Annotated in this window: 14 protein-coding genes and 1 pseudogene; 4 read left to right on the top strand and 11 right to left on the bottom strand. The window is 53.7% G+C overall.

The genetic code is table 11. From position 1 onward, the window contains the following. From HS105_12935 to purE, 3 genes are read right to left on the bottom strand one after another with little or no spacing between them, the layout of a single operon-like run. Positions 1-498, bottom strand: coding sequence for a GAF domain-containing protein (locus HS105_12935; protein MBE7517490.1), 498 nt, complete (start codon positions 496-498; stop codon positions 1-3). Positions 499-538: 40 nt separating this feature from the next. Continuing rightward, positions 539-1678, bottom strand: a complete 1140-nt coding sequence (locus HS105_12930; GenBank protein MBE7517489.1) for a 5-(carboxyamino)imidazole ribonucleotide synthase — start codon at positions 1676-1678, stop codon at positions 539-541. Next, a complete protein-coding gene (gene purE / locus HS105_12925) occupies positions 1678-2181 on the bottom strand; it encodes a 5-(carboxyamino)imidazole ribonucleotide mutase (GenBank protein MBE7517488.1) in 504 nt (167 codons plus the stop codon). Before purE ends, HS105_12930 begins: the two co-directional genes overlap by 1 nt. On the opposite strand from purE, the gene HS105_12920 reads away from it, so the two are divergent. Continuing rightward, the gene (locus HS105_12920; GenBank protein MBE7517487.1) at positions 2182-2433 is read left to right on the top strand and encodes a hypothetical protein; all 252 of its coding nucleotides are present in this window, start codon (positions 2182-2184) and stop codon (positions 2431-2433) included. Between the two features lie 49 nt (positions 2434-2482). Further along, positions 2483-4711 carry an NADP-dependent isocitrate dehydrogenase gene (locus HS105_12915; GenBank protein ID MBE7517486.1) on the top strand — a complete coding sequence of 743 codons (2229 nt, stop codon included), beginning with the start codon at positions 2483-2485 and terminating at the stop codon, positions 4709-4711. 9 nt (positions 4712-4720) lie between these two features. Here the strand turns inward: HS105_12915 and HS105_12910 are convergent, their stop codons facing one another. Both HS105_12910 and HS105_12905 read right to left on the bottom strand, forming a co-directional pair. Next, positions 4721-4945: a DUF2945 domain-containing protein gene (locus HS105_12910; GenBank protein ID MBE7517485.1), complete on the bottom strand. Its 225-nt coding sequence runs from the start codon at positions 4943-4945 to the stop codon at positions 4721-4723. Between the two features lie 18 nt (positions 4946-4963). Beyond that, positions 4964-5491 (bottom strand): annotated as a pseudogene (locus tag HS105_12905) (DUF488 domain-containing protein). Positions 5492-5704: 213 nt separating this feature from the next. Here HS105_12905 and HS105_12900 point away from each other — a divergent pair. Continuing rightward, entirely contained in the window at positions 5705-7066 is a 1362-nt protein-coding gene (locus tag HS105_12900; GenBank protein ID MBE7517484.1) for a tetratricopeptide repeat protein, read from the top strand. A 217-nt stretch (positions 7067-7283) separates the two neighbouring features. Here the strand turns inward: HS105_12900 and HS105_12895 are convergent, their stop codons facing one another. The 6 genes from HS105_12895 to HS105_12870 form a co-directional block, all read right to left on the bottom strand. Next, entirely contained in the window at positions 7284-8768 is a 1485-nt protein-coding gene (locus HS105_12895; GenBank protein ID MBE7517483.1) for a hypothetical protein, read from the bottom strand. A 334-nt stretch (positions 8769-9102) separates the two neighbouring features. Beyond that, a complete protein-coding gene (locus tag HS105_12890) occupies positions 9103-10338 on the bottom strand; it encodes an oligosaccharide flippase family protein (GenBank protein MBE7517482.1) in 1236 nt (411 codons plus the stop codon). Between the two features lie 108 nt (positions 10339-10446). Further along, complete coding sequence (locus HS105_12885; GenBank protein ID MBE7517481.1) at positions 10447-11226, bottom strand: class I SAM-dependent methyltransferase; 780 nt, start codon at positions 11224-11226, stop codon at positions 10447-10449. A gap of 37 nt (positions 11227-11263) precedes the next feature. Then, on the bottom strand, positions 11264-12505 hold the full coding sequence (locus HS105_12880; protein MBE7517480.1) for a hypothetical protein: 1242 nt from the start codon (positions 12503-12505) through the stop codon (positions 11264-11266). Between the two features lie 3 nt (positions 12506-12508). Further along, the gene (gene rffA / locus HS105_12875) at positions 12509-13651 is read right to left on the bottom strand and encodes a dTDP-4-amino-4,6-dideoxygalactose transaminase (GenBank protein ID MBE7517479.1); all 1143 of its coding nucleotides are present in this window, start codon (positions 13649-13651) and stop codon (positions 12509-12511) included. After that, positions 13632-14078, bottom strand: coding sequence for an acyltransferase (locus tag HS105_12870; protein MBE7517478.1), 447 nt, complete (start codon positions 14076-14078; stop codon positions 13632-13634). The genes rffA and HS105_12870 overlap by 20 nt, the downstream gene beginning before the upstream one ends. Positions 14079-14754: 676 nt before the next feature. Here HS105_12870 and HS105_12865 point away from each other — a divergent pair. After that, complete coding sequence (locus HS105_12865; protein ID MBE7517477.1) at positions 14755-16728, top strand: hypothetical protein; 1974 nt, start codon at positions 14755-14757, stop codon at positions 16726-16728. The last annotated feature ends 34 nt before the right edge of the window (positions 16729-16762 follow it).

The following is a 16762-nucleotide window of genomic DNA, read 5'->3' as shown; positions in this document are numbered from 1 at the left end:
TTAAACAGCCTGCAAGGCAAGGAGCCGCTCAACTATTTGCGCGACACGCTCGAGGCCCTCGGCGTCAACATTCGTAAAATCATCAAGCCGAGCACTGTCAACATCAAGCACACCTGCCGCCTCGCCGGTACGAAATATCGGCACCACGATCTCGGAACGCGACTCCGACGCACACGCAATATGGCCCGGGAACGCATCGACATCAGCGACGATCGTTGTTTCGCGCATTGAGAATGCATAGCCGCAAACGCCCTTGCCAATGCCGATACGCGTACACGCCGGCGGCCCTTGGAACGGCCCGAGCACAAGCGTGTCGCCCTTTGCGAAATAGAAGCCGACCCAAAAAAATTCGAACGCCAGCTTCAAAGCGGCCGCAATATTCGCCAAGTTTGCCGTCAGGTCGGCCTCACCTTCAACCAACGCTTCGATCTGCGGCATTATCTCGTCGTATATGACGTCGCGGCCCGCACCTTCTGTGAAAACGAGTGATTCGGCCACAGCTTTTGAGTTTAGCAGAAAAGCCGTGCGGATAAGTAGATCATTCGCCGGCCGTTAGACGCTCTCTGGCGGCAAGCACCTTTTGGCGGGCTTCGCCGGCGGTGTTGCCGAGAGCTGTCAAATGTCCCATTTTTCTGCCGGGTCGAGGATCGGATTTGCCGTATAGGTGGAGTTTGACCGCAGGATCTTTGAGAGCTGCCGTCCAATTCGGCTCGCCGTTCGCCCAAAGGCCGCCAAGCAGATTTGCCATCGCCGCCGGCCGGAAATATTCGGTCGATCCGAGCGGCAGGCCGCACACCGCGCGCACCTGCTGCTCGAATTGCGAAGTTACGCACGCGTCGAACGTCAGATGCCCGGAATTATGCGGCCTCGGTGCGATCTCGTTGACAAGCAATCGCCCGTCCGGCGCGAGAAAGAATTCGACACAATAAGTGCCAACGTAATCGAATGCCTCGCCGATCGCCTGCGCGATCTCGATCGCTTGTTTTGAGACCTCAGGATCGACATTTGCGGGAGCTTGCGATACATCGAGGATGTGGTTCGAATGGTCGTTCTCGATAACGCCGTAGTGAGCGAATTCGCCCGCCTGAGCGCGTACACAAACAACCGAGACTTCCTTTTCGAACGTGATGAACTGCTCAAGCACAGAATCGCGGCCGTCTAGTGCGTCAAATGCGGCCTCGATCTCACTGCGGGCATTGATCCGTGCCTGGCCTTTGCCGTCATAGCCGAAACCCGCCGTCTTGAGCACCGCCGGAAAGCCCAATTCTTCGCAGGCTTTGTAAAGATCCTCAGCCGTGCGTATCGGTCGAAATTCCGCAAGCGGAAAGCCGTTCTCCGCAAGGAACGTCTTCTCGCGAAGGCGGTTCTGCGTGGTGTGCAGTATCTCGCCGCGCGGATGCACCGGTACGAACTCCGCCGCCGCCTCGATCGTTGCCGACGGCACATTCTCGAACTCGAACGTAACGACATCCACGCTCTGAGCAAAGGTCCGTACTTCGAAAAGATCGTCGTACGATGCCGCGGTCTCAAGCCCGCACACCTGCCCTGTTGAGGTGTCGCGGCCCGGTGAGAACGTATGCACGCGATAGCCCAATTTTGCAGCCTCAATAGCGAACATACGGCCGAGTTGGCCGCTGCCGAAGATGCCGATCGTCGAATTTGGCGGTTTCGATAGCATTATTTGGCCGGCTTTGTCTTAAGTACGGCTCTTGTCTGCTTTGAGCGAAAACTATGTAGTTTCTTGCGAAGGTCCGGGCGTGAATTTGCGAGTATAGCGACGGCAAGAAGTGCGGCGTTCTTCGCGCCTGCCTGACCGATCGCGAGCGTACCTACGGGAACGCCGGCGGGCATTTGTGCGATCGAGAGAAGGGAGTCGAGGCCCTTGAGCGCACGGCTTTCGACGGGAACGCCGAGCACAGGCACTACCGTTTGCGAAGCACACATTCCCGGCAGATGTGCCGCACCGCCGGCACCGGCAATGATCACCTCGATGCCGCGGCCTTCCGCCGCCTTTGCGAAGTCGAACAGCAGGTCCGGCGTCCGATGCGCCGATACTATCTTCGTCTCGTACGCAACGCCGAATTCATCGAGCATAAGCGCTGCCTGCTCCATCGTCGGCCAGTCGCTCTTGCTGCCCATTATGATCGAAACAAGTGTTTTTGCTGCTTTTTTCGCCGCCATATGCGATTAAATTTATCAGAGTACGCCTTACAGCAAAAGTCGGCTTTGCTTTGGCATATCGAGCGGTACACGTTATTAGAACGCTTTCCGCTCAAAAATGGCGGTCTGGCGTTGCATTATGTTGAGAATCGAAATGTCGTTGGCGTTCCGGGTCGTACCCTTGGCCGTTCGCGGGCAGAAAGCGGCTTTTCGTCCGCTTCGGCATATATCGGTTTGCAAATTTCACGTTTTGGCCTTGGCAACCTAAAATAATGTAAATGCCGAGTTCGGATCCATACATTCGCAGGCACAACACACATAAATGACTGACAAATCAAAGATCTATTACACGCTGACCGACGAGGCACCGATGCTCGCCACACATTCGTTCCTGCCGATCCTTAAGGCATTCACGCAGAGGGCCGATATTGAGGTCGAGGTGCCCGATATTTCGCTGGCAGGGCGAATTCTCGCTAATTTCCCCGAGTGCCTGAAGGACGGCCAACGAACAAGCGATGCTTTGAGCGAATTGGGCGTACTTGCGACCAAGCCGGAAGCGAACATCATAAAACTGCCTAATATCTCTGCGTCAGTACCGCAATTGGAAGAGGCCATCGCCGAGCTTCAAAAGCAGGGTTTCGCCGTACCGAATTATCCCGCCGAACCTAAAACCGACGAAGAGATCGCCGTCAACAAAAAGTACGCTCGCGTCCTCGGCAGCGCCGTTAATCCGGTTCTCAGAGAAGGCAATTCCGACAGGCGAGCGCCAAAGGCGGTAAAGAATTACGCGAAAGCTCATCCGCATCGAATGGGTGCGTGGAGTTCTGAATCGAAGACCTCGGTCGCGCATATGACCTCCGGCGATTTCTACGGATCTGAGAATTCGACGACGGCCGCGGCCGAAGGAAATTTCAGGATCGTATTCTACGGGGCCGATGGTACTGAAAAAGTGCTGAAAGATCTTGCACCGCTGAAGGCCGGCGAGGTCATCGACACATCGGTAATGGATATCGCCGCACTCAGGTCTTTTGTCAAAACGGCGATGGCCGAGGCAAAAGCAAAGGACGTACTGCTTTCCGCACACTTGAAGGCGACGATGATGAAGGTCTCGGACCCGATCATCTTCGGTGCCATCGTTGAGACATACTTCAAAGACGTTTTCGACAAATACAAAGAGACCTTCGCCGAGCTTGAGATCGATCCGAAATTCGGCCTCGCCACTCTGTTCGAAAAGATCTCGGGCCATGCACAAGAGGCCGAGATCAGGGCCGACATCGCCCGCACGATCGAGCAAGGGCCGCGGCTTGCGATGGTCAATTCCGACAACGGCATTACAAATTTTCACGTCTCGTCGGACGTGATCATCGACGCCTCGATGGCAGCCCTTATTCGCGGCGGCGGCAAGATGTGGAATAAGGACGGCATAGAGGAAGATACGGTCTGCATCATTCCCGACCGCACATATGCCGGCTTTTACGATGCGGTCATTCAGGATATGAAACAGAACGGAGCGATCGACCCGCGCACTTTCGGCTCTGTCCCGAATGTCGGCCTCATGGCACAAAAGGCCGAAGAATACGGCTCGCATGACAAGACCTTTCAGCTTTCGGGCGCCGGCACGGTAAAGGTCGAGGACGAGAATGGGAACACTCTGCTCGAACAAAAAGTGAACGCCGGCGATATCTTCAGGATGTGCCAGACCAAGGATGCGCCGATACGCGATTGGGTAAAGCTCGCCGTAAATCGGGCGAGGCTCTCAGATACGGCCGCGATATTTTGGCTCGATAAGGGCCGTGCACACGACGCGCAGATAATAAAAAAGGTCGAGGAACACCTCAAGGAACACGATACTGACGGGCTCGATATCCGCATCATGGATGTCCGCGATGCGATGCTTGAAACGCTGAAACGCGCCCGCGAAGGCAAGGACACGATCTCGGTCTCGGGTAATGTGCTGCGCGACTACCTGACAGACCTTTTCCCGATCCTTGAGTTGGGCACATCCGCAAAGATGCTCTCGATCGTGCCGCTGATGAATGGCGGCGGACTTTTTGAGACGGGTGCGGGAGGTTCGGCGCCGAAGCACATCGAGCAGTTTTTGGATGAAGGCTACCTGCGTTGGGATTCTCTGGGCGAATTTCTTGCCCTTCAGGCGAGCCTCGAACACCTCGCCCAAACGCAAGGCAATGCGAAGGCACAAGTATTGGCTGACGCCTTGGATGCGGCAAATGCAAAATTCCTCGAGAACGACCGTTCGCCGGCGCGAAAGGTCGGCGGGATCGACAATCGCGGCTCACATTTCTATCTCGCGATGTATTGGGCCGAAAGCCTTGCGGAACAGACCGCCGACACCGAGCTTGCGGCACAGTTCGCCCCGGTCGCTGCAGCGATGAAGGAGAATGAGGCCAAGATCGGCGGCGAACTGATCGCGGCACAAGGCAAACCGCAGGACATCGGCGGCTATTACCATCCTGACGCCGAGCGGACATATGCAGCGATGCGGCCTTCCGCAGCCTTGAATTCCATCATTGACGGAATGAAGCTTCCGTAAAGCGGGCCGTCAGTCCTCGATCTTGGTCAAAACATCGCCGCGATGGGCCGCGATGTGGTCGGTCTTGTCGCTTTTGATCTCGTACTGCGGGCTGTCGGGGCTTGCGCGATGCGTGTGGCCTTTGTAGTCGAAGTCCGCATTGTGGATCTTTATGATCGTGCCGGAGACCTGCCCCGCCTCTGAGTTCCACGCAACGTGGTCGCCGATCGCAAAGCTCTTATCTTTTTCTGACATATTGTTCATATTCCCGCGATAACTGACCGTATCGCCGACGACCGTTGCGGCCGATGTAAAAGGGTGCTCACGCACATTCGTTTCGCTCAAAATATGCAACACTCTCGCTCCTTTTGCCTTCAAAAGGTCGGCGACTAGCGAGCGATGGCAACGCCACCAAACGGCCTCGGCGCACATTATCGCGGTAGGCTGCTGTGCGGCAAGGTCGGCAAGCTTTGCGATGCCAATGCGGAATTCTTCCGTTTCAGTGTGGTCGGCGTACGCTCTGAACGACGCGTTTCGCCAAGCCGTGTTGTGCGAATCGGCGTGGAACTTACGGCGGCCGCCAAGCTCTTCTATCCGCGCGTAACCGATGGCTGCATCGGCAAGTGATGCGGCAAGGGCTTCGGGGTTGAACTGCGGGAATTTCCGCGAGCCTGCGTGACGGCGGATATCAGCTAGCAGCTCGATCTTATTCGCCGCCAATAGCGCGACGAACTCGCCTATCGTGCGGGTCGAGTGTCCGATCGTCCATACTGTGATGCCGTTGAGAGCCTTGTGTGCCATCGCATTTCTAACACTACGCTGCACGTTGCCGTGTGCCAAGCTGCGGGCATAAATACTGCCGCAGACTATCGAAGTGTTGTACGATATTGACAGTCCTTATAGGATCGTTTTTCACGCCCGCATCCGCGGATGAGGACATCAAAGATTAAAATGAGGAACCGTAACGTAAGAATATCCGTCGCTGTCGTCGTTGCTGCTTTGTCTTTGGTACTTATGCCGTTTAGTGCAGCCGCACAGGGCAAGGTCACACTCGGGAAGCCGCTCGATGACGGCGGCGGCGCACTGGGACAGAAGGTCGCGGATATCACCGGGGACACCTCGCCCGGCGGGCGCCGACGCAGCGAGGCCGTAAAGCCTTTCGTTATGGGATATTACGGCTGGAATTTGAAGGGTATTACGCAGCTCGGCATCGCAAAGCTCGAAACGATACGCATCAACATCGACCGCCTGGTGCTGAATCTTTACGATCCGGAACTCGACCCCGTACTTAAGGCGATAGTCGCCCGCAATCAGAATTCGGCCACGGACTGGGGCGACCCGACCGAGGCGGAAAGCAAGGCGATACAGGAATTCGTCGTGCAGAAGTGGACCGGCAAGTACACAGGCATCAGCTCGATGCTCGAATCGCTCAAATCGGGACGCCCCGAGGAGCCGAAGAACGACCCGGCCGAGCAGTGGAAATTCAAAGCGGGTATGGCTCTTGGCGAGTTCGGCGCCTCTTTGATCAACTGGTACAAGCTCCCGAACAACGACAAATATGTCGCAGATATAAACAAGAAGCTCGCGTCGCTCACAGAAGGTTTTGATCCGCAAAAGAGGCCCGCGGACGTTCCCGCGGCATTCCTCGACAATATTAAAAACCTGCAGGCTCTAGGCGGCCGCACAAGCTACACTGATAATGAAAAGCAAGCTCTTGCGGCAATGCTCCGCACCACGCTGCTTTCGTTCGTCGGCGATGCGGCGGCGCCGGCGACTGTCTCACAGCCCGCAAAACCGGCCGTTCAAAAACCTGCCGTGAAGCCGCCCGCCCGCGCATTGCTCTCGACCGCGGCCGATCATATAAAGCGCGGCGACGACCTGGGTGAACAGGGCAAGTATCTTGAAGCCATAAAGGAGTACGATGCCGCGGTAACGCTGGCGCCAAGCAGCGGTGAGGCGTACTTCAAACGAGCACTCGCATATGATAAAGCAGAGATGACAGCGCCCGCCCGGGCCGATTTTACAAACGCGATCGAGCTAAAATACAACACGTCGGTCGCTTACTTCAACCGCGGCACGCTGAGTATGCGCGAGTTTCCACGCAGCGCCATCGAAGACTTCAGTGCCGCGCTCCGGCTCGACCCTTCGAACGCTGACACATACTTCAACCGCGGCTGGACGTACAACTCACTTATGCAATACGACCGCACCATCGAAGATATGACCAAGGTGATCTCACTCTCGCCGAAGTATCTCCGGGCGTATTTGATGCGGGCCTTGGCGTACTGCAAGCAAGGTTTGCCGCAGGAGGCCATCGCCGACCTGAAGACGGCCAACTCGCTCGGTGCCAACGCCACCCTCAGCTGCCCTAAGTAGCACCGATGGGCCGAGCCCGCGAAAACTATCGGCCCGCTCCGACCCGAACGCCCCGACCGTTCGATCAAAGCCGCTTGCCGGCTGCACTGCCCGTTTGGTATTTTTCGGCGGCTGTAAATCTCGATGTGAGCAAAGGCTCTGCCTTTCCGGTGAGTTTGAATTCTAAAACTAGCGGCTCCGCAGTTTTGGCGAAGAACGCCGGAGTGGTTTGAGTTGTCTAGGTTATTATGTCCACGGTAGCACCCGAACCGTTAATAATTCCTGTTTCCGACTCCGCGCCTCCCGGCAGATTCGAAAAGTTCGAGATCAGCCTCCGGGTCGTGCCTCTAACAAGAACATATTTCACATTGCCGGTTAGCAAAAGATTATCCAATTGGACGACATTGCAGTCAATAGCGGAAACCCCGTACTGAGTATTAATATGCCCGATCAGCGAGTCCTTAATGGTCGCATTCGTAATATTTCGCAGCAGCACTGCAGCCTCCACGCCGCCGTTGATCGCAATGTTATTCAACTCTACCCATTGAGCACCGTTAAGATAGATAGCATTATAACAACCCTCGTCAAAGCTCGACCGTGTAATATGGATCTTGTTTCGGTGAAAAGCTTGATTGGCCGGTAGCGGCATGAAAGCCCTGATCCAACTGGTGTTGATCGTGCCGCCGGTCTTTATGATAGTTTGATCCCTAAAGTAACCGAAATCGATGAACTGTGAATCCTGCACAGTTAAGCCGAACCACTCCCAAGCACCTACATTTGGACATTGATAAGTTGCACATCCGCCAAACAGACAGCCATCGACAAAAAGATTTGTCCGGCGGCCCACAATGATCCCGCAAAACTTGTTCAAGCTCGTCGCCTCTGAAGCACGCACGGAAAGGCCGATGAAATTGCAGTCCTTAAACACTGCGCGATCGATCTCATTGCAGAAAAACACCGCCTTCTTAAAATCGTAAACATTAGCACCGGGAGTTCCGATAAATGTCAATCCTTCAACCCTTAGACTTGGCCCGTTTATAATATAAAAAACCGTTTCCGGAAGCTGCTCAGGCGTTGCTCCGGCAATGTGAACGACCGAATCGCCGCCTGACCCTAACATCCTGACCGCCCCTCGGCTTCCGTGCAGATTGAGCGCGGTAGATCCCATGATCTTAGTGATCCCGTTCGGGAAGACAAGGGTTCCGCCGCTCGATTCCCTAAGAGCGTTGAGAGCGTTTTGGATAGCCGGTGTATTGTCGGTAACGCCGTCCGGAACTACGCCAAACTCAATATCAAGTCTGCGGTAGGTCTCGGAGACGTTCACTATTGCGCCGTCGCGGTATCGAAGGGAATCTCCATTCTTTGGAGATGTCAGGGTAGCTATCCTTCCGGGATCGACCTTGCCGTTACTGTCGAGGCCCGCCACTCCGTTCGGCTGATCTATTTGCGATGTATCGATCTTGGTGTCAAGTGCAGTTGACACTTCTTCTTTTCGATAATAGCGGTCATCACCGCGTAGATCGGTCAAATACTGTAGATGGTCGTCCGCTCCGAGTCCTCCTAACTCGGAATGTTCGAGCGTTGCTTGGGGGGCATCCGTTTTGTCACTTCGGCCGCTTGCTGTTGCGGTACCGGCATCGACTGATGCCGCTAATCCCAGGCCCGCAACTCCCGCAGCCGTTCGCCGCAAGAAACTCCTTCGATCTACACTCTTTTTTTTCATATTTGTGAGAGGCCCGGTTCTAAGCTGAGGCAGCTCAGCAGCCAAACCTATTGTAAGTGCACGTTCACTGTGTACGTTCACCTAAACCCGCTGGTGTTTCCAAAACGATTATACAAAATGCTAACGAGTCCTGCAAAAACGCCAATTGGCGGCGCCGCCGCGATCGGCATCAAAATCGCGAGCGGCTATGAGAGATTTGCCCGTACCGTAAAGCCCTGCGCCAAAACAGCGTCTTATCAATTGGCGCACGTCTAAGACGCCGACAGATCGCGGAAAGTCGGGTTTTTCCAGCGGAACTCTTGTTAACCGATTGAGAGTTATGCCTTTGCCGCATTCATTGTCGGCTCGGACTTTGATCAAATCGCCCATCGCGATCGATGAGCCTTAAGGATACTATTGTGCCAAGGTAGATAAGCATGCTCTGGATGATCGCCGTGATCAAAAAGGCATATCCCGCCCCGATCAAACCATAACGCTGCGGCAAATAAAAATATGCCAATAGATTGAAAACCATCACGACCACTGTTAGGTACATACCGACCTTTTGTTTGCGTATTACCGTGAACATTGTTCCTAAACAACTTACCATGAACATGAAAGGAATTGCGGCCGCCATCACGGTGTACAATGTCCGATCGAAAGCGAGGCCAAATGCAAACTCGCTCAGAGGCGTAATTACAAGGCACGCCGCCATCAGCATAATCCCGAGGCCCAGAAACAGTCCGATCGTCTGATGTAATCTTCTCGAAAAGGCCCGCGGTTCCTCTACAAACACCCTGCTCAGCCGGCCGAAAAAGACAATGGCAAGTGTGTTTGCCACACCGGCAAAAACACCTACCGTGATGACGATCAAGGAAAAAATCCCAAGATCTTTTTCCCCGAGGACATCGAATATCAATACGTTATTTGCCCGCAAACCTAACTGAAATACCATCGCACTGACGATCAGCGGGTATGATTCGATCAAAAGGAAGCGAAAGTCCACACACCGAAGGCCTTTTTCTTCGACCTGTTTAGCGCGTATTTTTTGCCACCGAAAAACGTTGACGGCTAACATTAACGCGGCACATACAAGCTGGGCAAGATAAAGGTAAACGATGTCAAATCGGCTGATACAGACGAATGCTGAGATACCCACAAAAATGATCGCATTTGAACACTTAAAGACACCGTACTCACGAAGGTCTTGTAAGGTTTGATGCGCCGTATAGTAGGTTTCATTCAAGGCATCGACGCCCTTAATACAGATCATCAACAATATGAATATCAGGTTTACCCGCAACGAAGAATAAAAACCAAGAATAACGGCGGCAGCGAAGACCAAGACGATCGCCATGTTGCCTGACCTGAGGATCTGTACTTTCGCAAGATAGGAGTTTGCGGAGTATTCCCCAATGCTCAGATCACGCCTCATCAGCAGCGAAAACACACTGCCGATACCCAGGATGCCAATTTGCGCTATTGCAAAAGAAAGGGCATACACACCGACTACCTCGGTTCCGTAATAATGGTTGATCAGGAAATTAACCAGCACAAAACCGCCGAGCATCAAATACTCGGTCACGCTCACGACCATTCCTTCCAATAGGATCCCGCGGTATGCAAACTGCTTATAGGTTTTTTTAAGAATTTTCAGCAAGGGATGTTCGATCGTCGGTATGGCGCCGCCAAGCGCGCACTAGGTCTTAAAAAAGAACCTGGTTTGAGGCCGGGAATAGCATTTGAAATAGGTCAGCTCGTTTTCCTCCATAAACTCATCGACGGCGCGACGACATCCTTCGTAGGTCCAATAGTCATCGACGATCACAACGCCGCCTTTGACAACACGATCATACAAATGGTCAAGCGGGATCTTGATCGAGTCGTACCAATCACCATCAAGTCGCAGCATGGCGATCTTGCCTATATCATCGGCTGCCGGAACCGTATCCTGAAACAACCCGACATGGAAACACAATTTCGATTCCGGGTATCTTATCTTATTCACAAGTAATTCCCGAACGATCTCAACCTTGCCATGGCCGCCATGACCGTCATAGATACCGGTCAATGTCTCGTTTGCGCTAATATCCGAGAGCGTCTTTCCCTTTTTCTTCAGAAATTCATTTATTTCATCAACGCCCCGCCCGGCATCCTTTTCCGGATCGGGGGCGACAATATCATCAAACAGATCAAATAGATGGAGGACCCGTTTTGCCTCTTTCGCTCCCCGTAAACTCGCAGCGGCCATGATCCCGGCACTGCCGCCTTTCCAAACGCCGCACTCGACAAGGTCGCCTTCGACATTGTAGCGATCGAGGTGTATTACCAGTTCGTAAAGGGTCGCCATATCGATCGGTGTTGACATTGTATGGCCTTTTACCAGCTTCATCGCCTTTCGTGACTCCGCACCAAAATCAAAACGGCTGAGATACGAATCGTAAAGTCTGTTCTTTATAATATCCTTAATAAAATTCATAGCGCAGATAAAGTCCGCCGCTTTTCGATGCTAAATGTCATCTCTTGCCCGCGGAATACACGTCTCTTAATATGTTTATGTGAGTATCAACAGCAGTGGTCTGCTCATGCCACTTTAACACGAAATCATAGCCTGCCTGTCGCATCTCTTCGCGCTCATTCGGCGGCATTTCATCGAGTTCGACAAGCCGGTCGTAGATCTCGTCTTCGGTAAATGCGTCGAGTATCGGTGGCGACTCGCCGCCGTAAAATTCGTGGTCCTTAAAGGCCGTGATCAAAAGACTCTTTGACGCCAAAGCCTCGATACATCCAAACCCAAAACCAACCTTTGGAGCGTCTTTGTCTTCCGGATACCGCTCGTACCATTTGTCATGCCAAAAATTATCTACCGTCACCGCATTCGGCAGCGACTGGTATTTTTTGAGCCTATGCTTGGGCATATCATCGACCCATTGTATGAATTCGCCAATGCCCAACTCATTTACAAGAGCCTTGCTCGCATCTACATCGATACCTTTATTAGCCATTATCAAAATGACATTGGGTTTTCTTGATCTCACATATCTCGCGAACGCGCGAATGAATTTGTCGTTCCCTTTAATGTCATTCCAGACCGATTTCCACGAGTGACGCGAAAGCATAAAGAAGACCGAGTCAAATTGCCTGTATTCTTCGTATAGCTCTTTATCGACCGGTACCGCGTAGTTGATCACGTCCTTTGGATAGGTTAATTTAACAGTCTTGTCCTGTAATCCGTGTTTGACGATATAGGGCCCGTATTGATAGCCCATATAGATGATGATTCTCGCTGCATGCCGCTTTAATGCCCGCGATTGCAACCTCACAAACCCCAAGAGCTTTACGAGTTTTCGCAGCCGGTTCTTGAATGTAATGCTGCTGAAGAACAGCGCGCTGATCTCGTCCTTATAGTCGATCGTGTTCAGGTCATTACCGAGGCTGTAAAAGACAAATCGAACTTTGGCGCGCATCGCCAGCATCGGCCCGTAACAGCTAACGAGCGCAACATCGCATTTCGCAAAATCATCTATCATCCTCTTCGTTTCGCCGGTCGGCAGAACGAAATTCGGAAACAATTTGTAATAACGTATCCAGGGCGGCAGATTGTCGGCGGTCAGCGAAGCGTCGTCCCACCACGGAAAATCCTGGTCGAACGGCGACGAATTATCGAGGAACATCTCGGCGTCGATGCCCTTGTCCCGCAGGGCCTTTGTCAGATGGAACGCGCTGTTCAGCGTGTTTCCATATACGTGTACCTTCATAAATTAGTCGCGCCGCCGATCTTCGTAAAAGTCGGTGATCAGCCCGGCGATCATATCGACTTGTTCTTCTTGAAGTTCGTAGAATAACGGTAATCTGACCAAACAATCACTGTACTTGTCCGAGTTCGGCAATTCCTCGCCTTCATATTTGCTCCGATAATATTCGCTCTTGTGCAGCGACAGATAGTGAAACACGGCCTGAACATCGTTTTCCTTGAGCATTGCGATCAGTTCCGCGCGTTCGTCGGGCGTATTGCAGACGATATAGAACATGTGGGCGTTATTTGTCGCATTTTCGGGAACTCGCGGCAGTGTCAGCGATCGGGCTTCTTCGAGCGGTTTGAGATGTTCGTTGTAGCGGTTCCACAAAGCCTTTCGCTTGTCCTGGATCTTGTCCAGATTCTCAAGTTGCGCATACAAAAATGCCGCGACGATATCGGAAGGCAAAAACGACGAACCGATATCGACCCAACCATATTTATCGACCTCGCCGCGAAAGAACTGGCTGCGGTTGGTGCCTTTTTCTCGAATGATCTCCGCCCGCGCCGCAAACCGATCGTCGTTGATGACCAGCATCCCACCCTCGCCGCTGATAATGTTTTTGGTCTCGTGAAAGCTGAACGCCGCCAGATGCCCGATGCTCCCGAGCGGCCTGTCCCGAAAAAAGCTGTCCACGGCCTGAGCCGCATCTTCGACAACAAATAGATCATTGGCCGCCGCGATCTCCATCACCTTGTCCATGTTGCAGGCGATGCCGGCGTAATGCACCACGACGATCGCCTTGGTTTTTGGCGTGATAAGGCTCTCGATCTTTTCTGCGTCAATATTTGGACTGTCCGCTTCGCTGTCCGCAAATATGATCTTAGCTCCGCGAAGCACGAACGCATTCGACGTCGAAACGAATGTGTATGAGGGACAGATCACCTCGTCGCCCTCGCGAATGTCGAGCAATATCGCCGCCATCTCAAGAGCATCGGTACAGCTTGTCGTCAGAAGGCACTTCTTAAATCTGTACCTTTTCTCAAAATACTCGTGACACTTTTTCGTGAAGCCGCCGTCCCCCGAGATCTTGCCCGAGGCGACCGAATCGCTAATATATTTTGTCTCGTTACCAGTTAAGTAGGGCTTATTGAATGGGATCTTCATCGTCTGACCAACTCTTAACACTTTCAGAAATGTTCTTTTTGACCACGCCCGGCACGCCTGCAACAAGACTGTACGGCGGTATCACTGCATTCTCCATTACAACCGCACCGGCGGCTATTACCGAATGGTGCCCGATGATAGCTCCTTTTAACACGACCGCGTTGCTGCCGATATATACGTATTCCTCGATCCGTATCGGAGCATGATCGATATTGCTGTAACGACGGCCCGTTACACATCGCTTCACCGTATCGTGAGTCGTTATCTGGCACCCCGAAGAGACATTCACGCCGCGGCCAATAAAAAGCTTATCGTATTGCCCGTCGATCACACAGAAAGGTCCGATCCAAACGTCATCTTCGATGGTAACGTTCCCCGTTTCAAGTCCGCGGATCCACGCTAACGGATTGTGGTCATTTTCGTACATAGAATTTACGCCGCCGCCGCGTCTATTGTCAACAAAAATTCTTGAGCAACGCGGCGGTCATTACGGCCTGTTTCGCCGCCGCCATTTCGATATGGATCAGTAGCGACAGGACGATTTCACTGGAGATCTTCCGTATTCCGCAAAGCAAAGCCTGATTCAGCATATTCCTTTAAGGCGGACTGTTTGTAAAGCTGACCGGAATAATAGACCATCGCGCAAGTCTTGCTCGGGGCCGGAAATGTAGTTAATTCACCGCGTTTTTTGCCCTCGATCCATAGCATGTTTTGCTGAAACCATTCGTCGAAGGCATCTCCTGAATAGGTGTAGTGATCGCGCCGATACCCGCAAAAGCTGCGTCATAGGCGGTTACGTCCCCTCGTCTCGCGTCGCAATTTTCGGCCAAATGTCGGAATATTATGTTCAGTATCGCCGCCGCTCAAAGAGGATGCTGATTGACGTTCGTCTCGCTCAGGACGCGCATCACTGTCGCGCCCTTTGCCTTCAGAAAGTCCGCGATTGCATCACCACCGAAGGATTCTGGAAGGGGCTCACCTGCGAAGCAGGGCGTCGCTGCACATCGACAGGTAAAGCCTACGACCTAAGATCTTTGTTAGGGCTATCACAACGGGCTGGTGGATTACACAACATTTTGCGGCTGTAATACAATATTGGCTTTATGGCCGCTTACGAAGAACTTTCGGAAACACAACAGTTCGCGTGCCGCGTCATTGCGGATCACGCGCGGGCGACGGCGTTCGCGATCGCGGACGGCATTCTGCCGGGCAATGAGGGGCGCAATTATGTACTGCGTAAGATAATGCGCCGCGCGATCTATCACGGCCGCGAACATCTTGGGCAAAATGACGCGTTTTTCTACAAGGTTTGCGACGCCGTGGTTGATAAGATGCGCGGTGCATACCCCGAGCTTGAAACGCAGCGTGACTTTATCGCAAAGATGGTCAAGCTCGAGGAAGAACGGTTCGGTGCGACGGTAACGGTCGGCCTTGCAAAGCTCGGTGAGCTGGACGTTACTGCCGACACGGCGAAGGACGACGCTCTTTTCATCTCCGTCGCAAAGCTCTACGACACGTTCGGGACGCCGCGCGATCTGATCCGCGTCTTTCTCGAACAGAAAGGCATCGAGTTCGAAGAGGACGATTTTAACCGCCGTTTTGACGCCGCTCTCGCCGAACTGCAAAAGCAGTCGGGCATCGGAAAGACCGAACGCAAGAGCGAGGCCTCGCCGATCTATGCCGAAGTGCTTGATGCGGTCGGCAAGAACGTCTTTCGCGGCTATGAGACGACCGAGGTCGAAGATGCTACTGTCGTCGCGATACTCGACGGCGAAAAGCGTGTCGATGCACTAAGCGAAGGCGAGCAAGGCGGCGTAGTGCTGGACAACACTCCGTTCTATGCGGAATCGGGCGGCCAGGTAGGCGATACCGGTGTGTTTGTCGGCGAAAGAGAGAACCACTCCGTCAGCGAAACGCTGACACCCCTCCTTAGTAAGGAGGGGAGCCGGACGAAAGCCATCCTTAGTAAGGAGGGGAGCCTGATGAAAGCGGTCGTTACCGATACATACTCGCCGGCCGCCGGGTTGATCATTCACAAGATCAAGGTAGAGAAAGGCACCGTCAAGATCGGCGACTCAGTTTCGGCCCGCGTCAATGTCGAAAAACGCGATGCGGCGCGGAGAAATCATACTGCTACGCACCTTCTTCACGCGGCGTTGAAAGAGGTTTTGGGCACGCACGTCAAGCAGGCAGGCTCGGTCGTCGCACCAAATTATCTGCGTTTTGATTTTACGCATTATCAGCCGATGTCAGCGGCCGAGATCGCCGAGGTCGAGGACCTCGTGAACCGCCATATCCTTCAGAATGAACCGGTTACGACCGATATGATGGCTCTTGAGGACGCGATGCGTTCGGGTGCGGTCGCGATGTTCGGAGAGAAATACGGGGCCGAGGTTCGCGTTCTGAGTGTCGGAAACGGCGAATTCTCGCGAGAACTTTGCGGCGGCACACACGTGCGTGCGACGGGCGATATCGGTTCGTTCAAGATCACATCGGACGAGGCCATCGCCTCCGGTGTTCGCCGCATAAGGGCGATCACCGGCATTGACGCTTTTGCCCGTTTTCGCGAGGACGAGCGGCTCATTGATGCGTCGCTCGGTGTGCTGAAGACGCAGCGTGACAACCTCCCGAACGCGATCGAACGCCTTCAGGAAGATCTGAAGCGCTCACGCAAAGAGGTAGATGAACTTCGGCTGAAGATCGCGACCGGCGGCGGTGCGGGAGGCGATTCGGATGATGTCCGCGATGTCGCCGGCGTGAAGGTCGTCGCCAAGATCGTTGACGGTATCGACGCGAACGGTATGCGGCAGCTCTCGGATACGCTGCTCGCTCGGCTGAGGTCCGGTGTCGTGATCATCGGCCGCCGCGACGATTCAAAAGCGGGCTTGATCGTCCGCGTCTCCGCCGACCTCACAGGCCGCATAAAAGCGGGCGATATCATTCGCGAGATCGCGCCGGTCGTAGGCGGCAAAGGCGGCGGCAAACCCGATATGGCCGAAGGCGGCGGCCCCGATTCCGCCAAGCTTCAAGAAGCACTAGACGCGGCATTCGCATTTATCAAAGGTATCGCTGCGTAAGGCGCTCAGGCGGCACGCACCCTTGCCCGAAGCG

The organism is Chloracidobacterium sp., assembly GCA_015075585.1.
GTDB lineage: Bacteria > Acidobacteriota > Blastocatellia > Pyrinomonadales > Pyrinomonadaceae > OLB17.
Note: the sequence above shows the minus strand (reverse complement) of the source record. Positions and strands in the feature narration are given on the sequence as shown.

Coding starts and splice junctions, on each gene's coding strand:
- HS105_12865 (MBE7517477.1), top strand. CDS start 14,755: ATGGCCGCTTACGAAGAACTTTCGGAAACACAACAGTTCGCGTGCCGC.
- HS105_12930 (MBE7517489.1), bottom strand. CDS start 1,678: ATGCTATCGAAACCGCCAAATTCGACGATCGGCATCTTCGGCAGCGGC.
- HS105_12915 (MBE7517486.1), top strand. CDS start 2,483: ATGACTGACAAATCAAAGATCTATTACACGCTGACCGACGAGGCACCG.
- HS105_12920 (MBE7517487.1), top strand. CDS start 2,182: ATGCGATTAAATTTATCAGAGTACGCCTTACAGCAAAAGTCGGCTTTG.
- HS105_12900 (MBE7517484.1), top strand. CDS start 5,705: ATGCCGTTTAGTGCAGCCGCACAGGGCAAGGTCACACTCGGGAAGCCG.
- HS105_12870 (MBE7517478.1), bottom strand. CDS start 14,078: ATGTACGAAAATGACCACAATCCGTTAGCGTGGATCCGCGGACTTGAA.
- HS105_12880 (MBE7517480.1), bottom strand. CDS start 12,505: ATGAAGGTACACGTATATGGAAACACGCTGAACAGCGCGTTCCATCTG.
- HS105_12895 (MBE7517483.1), bottom strand. CDS start 8,768: ATGAAAAAAAAGAGTGTAGATCGAAGGAGTTTCTTGCGGCGAACGGCT.
- rffA (MBE7517479.1), bottom strand. CDS start 13,651: ATGAAGATCCCATTCAATAAGCCCTACTTAACTGGTAACGAGACAAAA.
- purE (MBE7517488.1), bottom strand. CDS start 2,181: ATGGCGGCGAAAAAAGCAGCAAAAACACTTGTTTCGATCATAATGGGC.
- HS105_12910 (MBE7517485.1), bottom strand. CDS start 4,945: ATGTCAGAAAAAGATAAGAGCTTTGCGATCGGCGACCACGTTGCGTGG.
- HS105_12885 (MBE7517481.1), bottom strand. CDS start 11,226: ATGAATTTTATTAAGGATATTATAAAGAACAGACTTTACGATTCGTAT.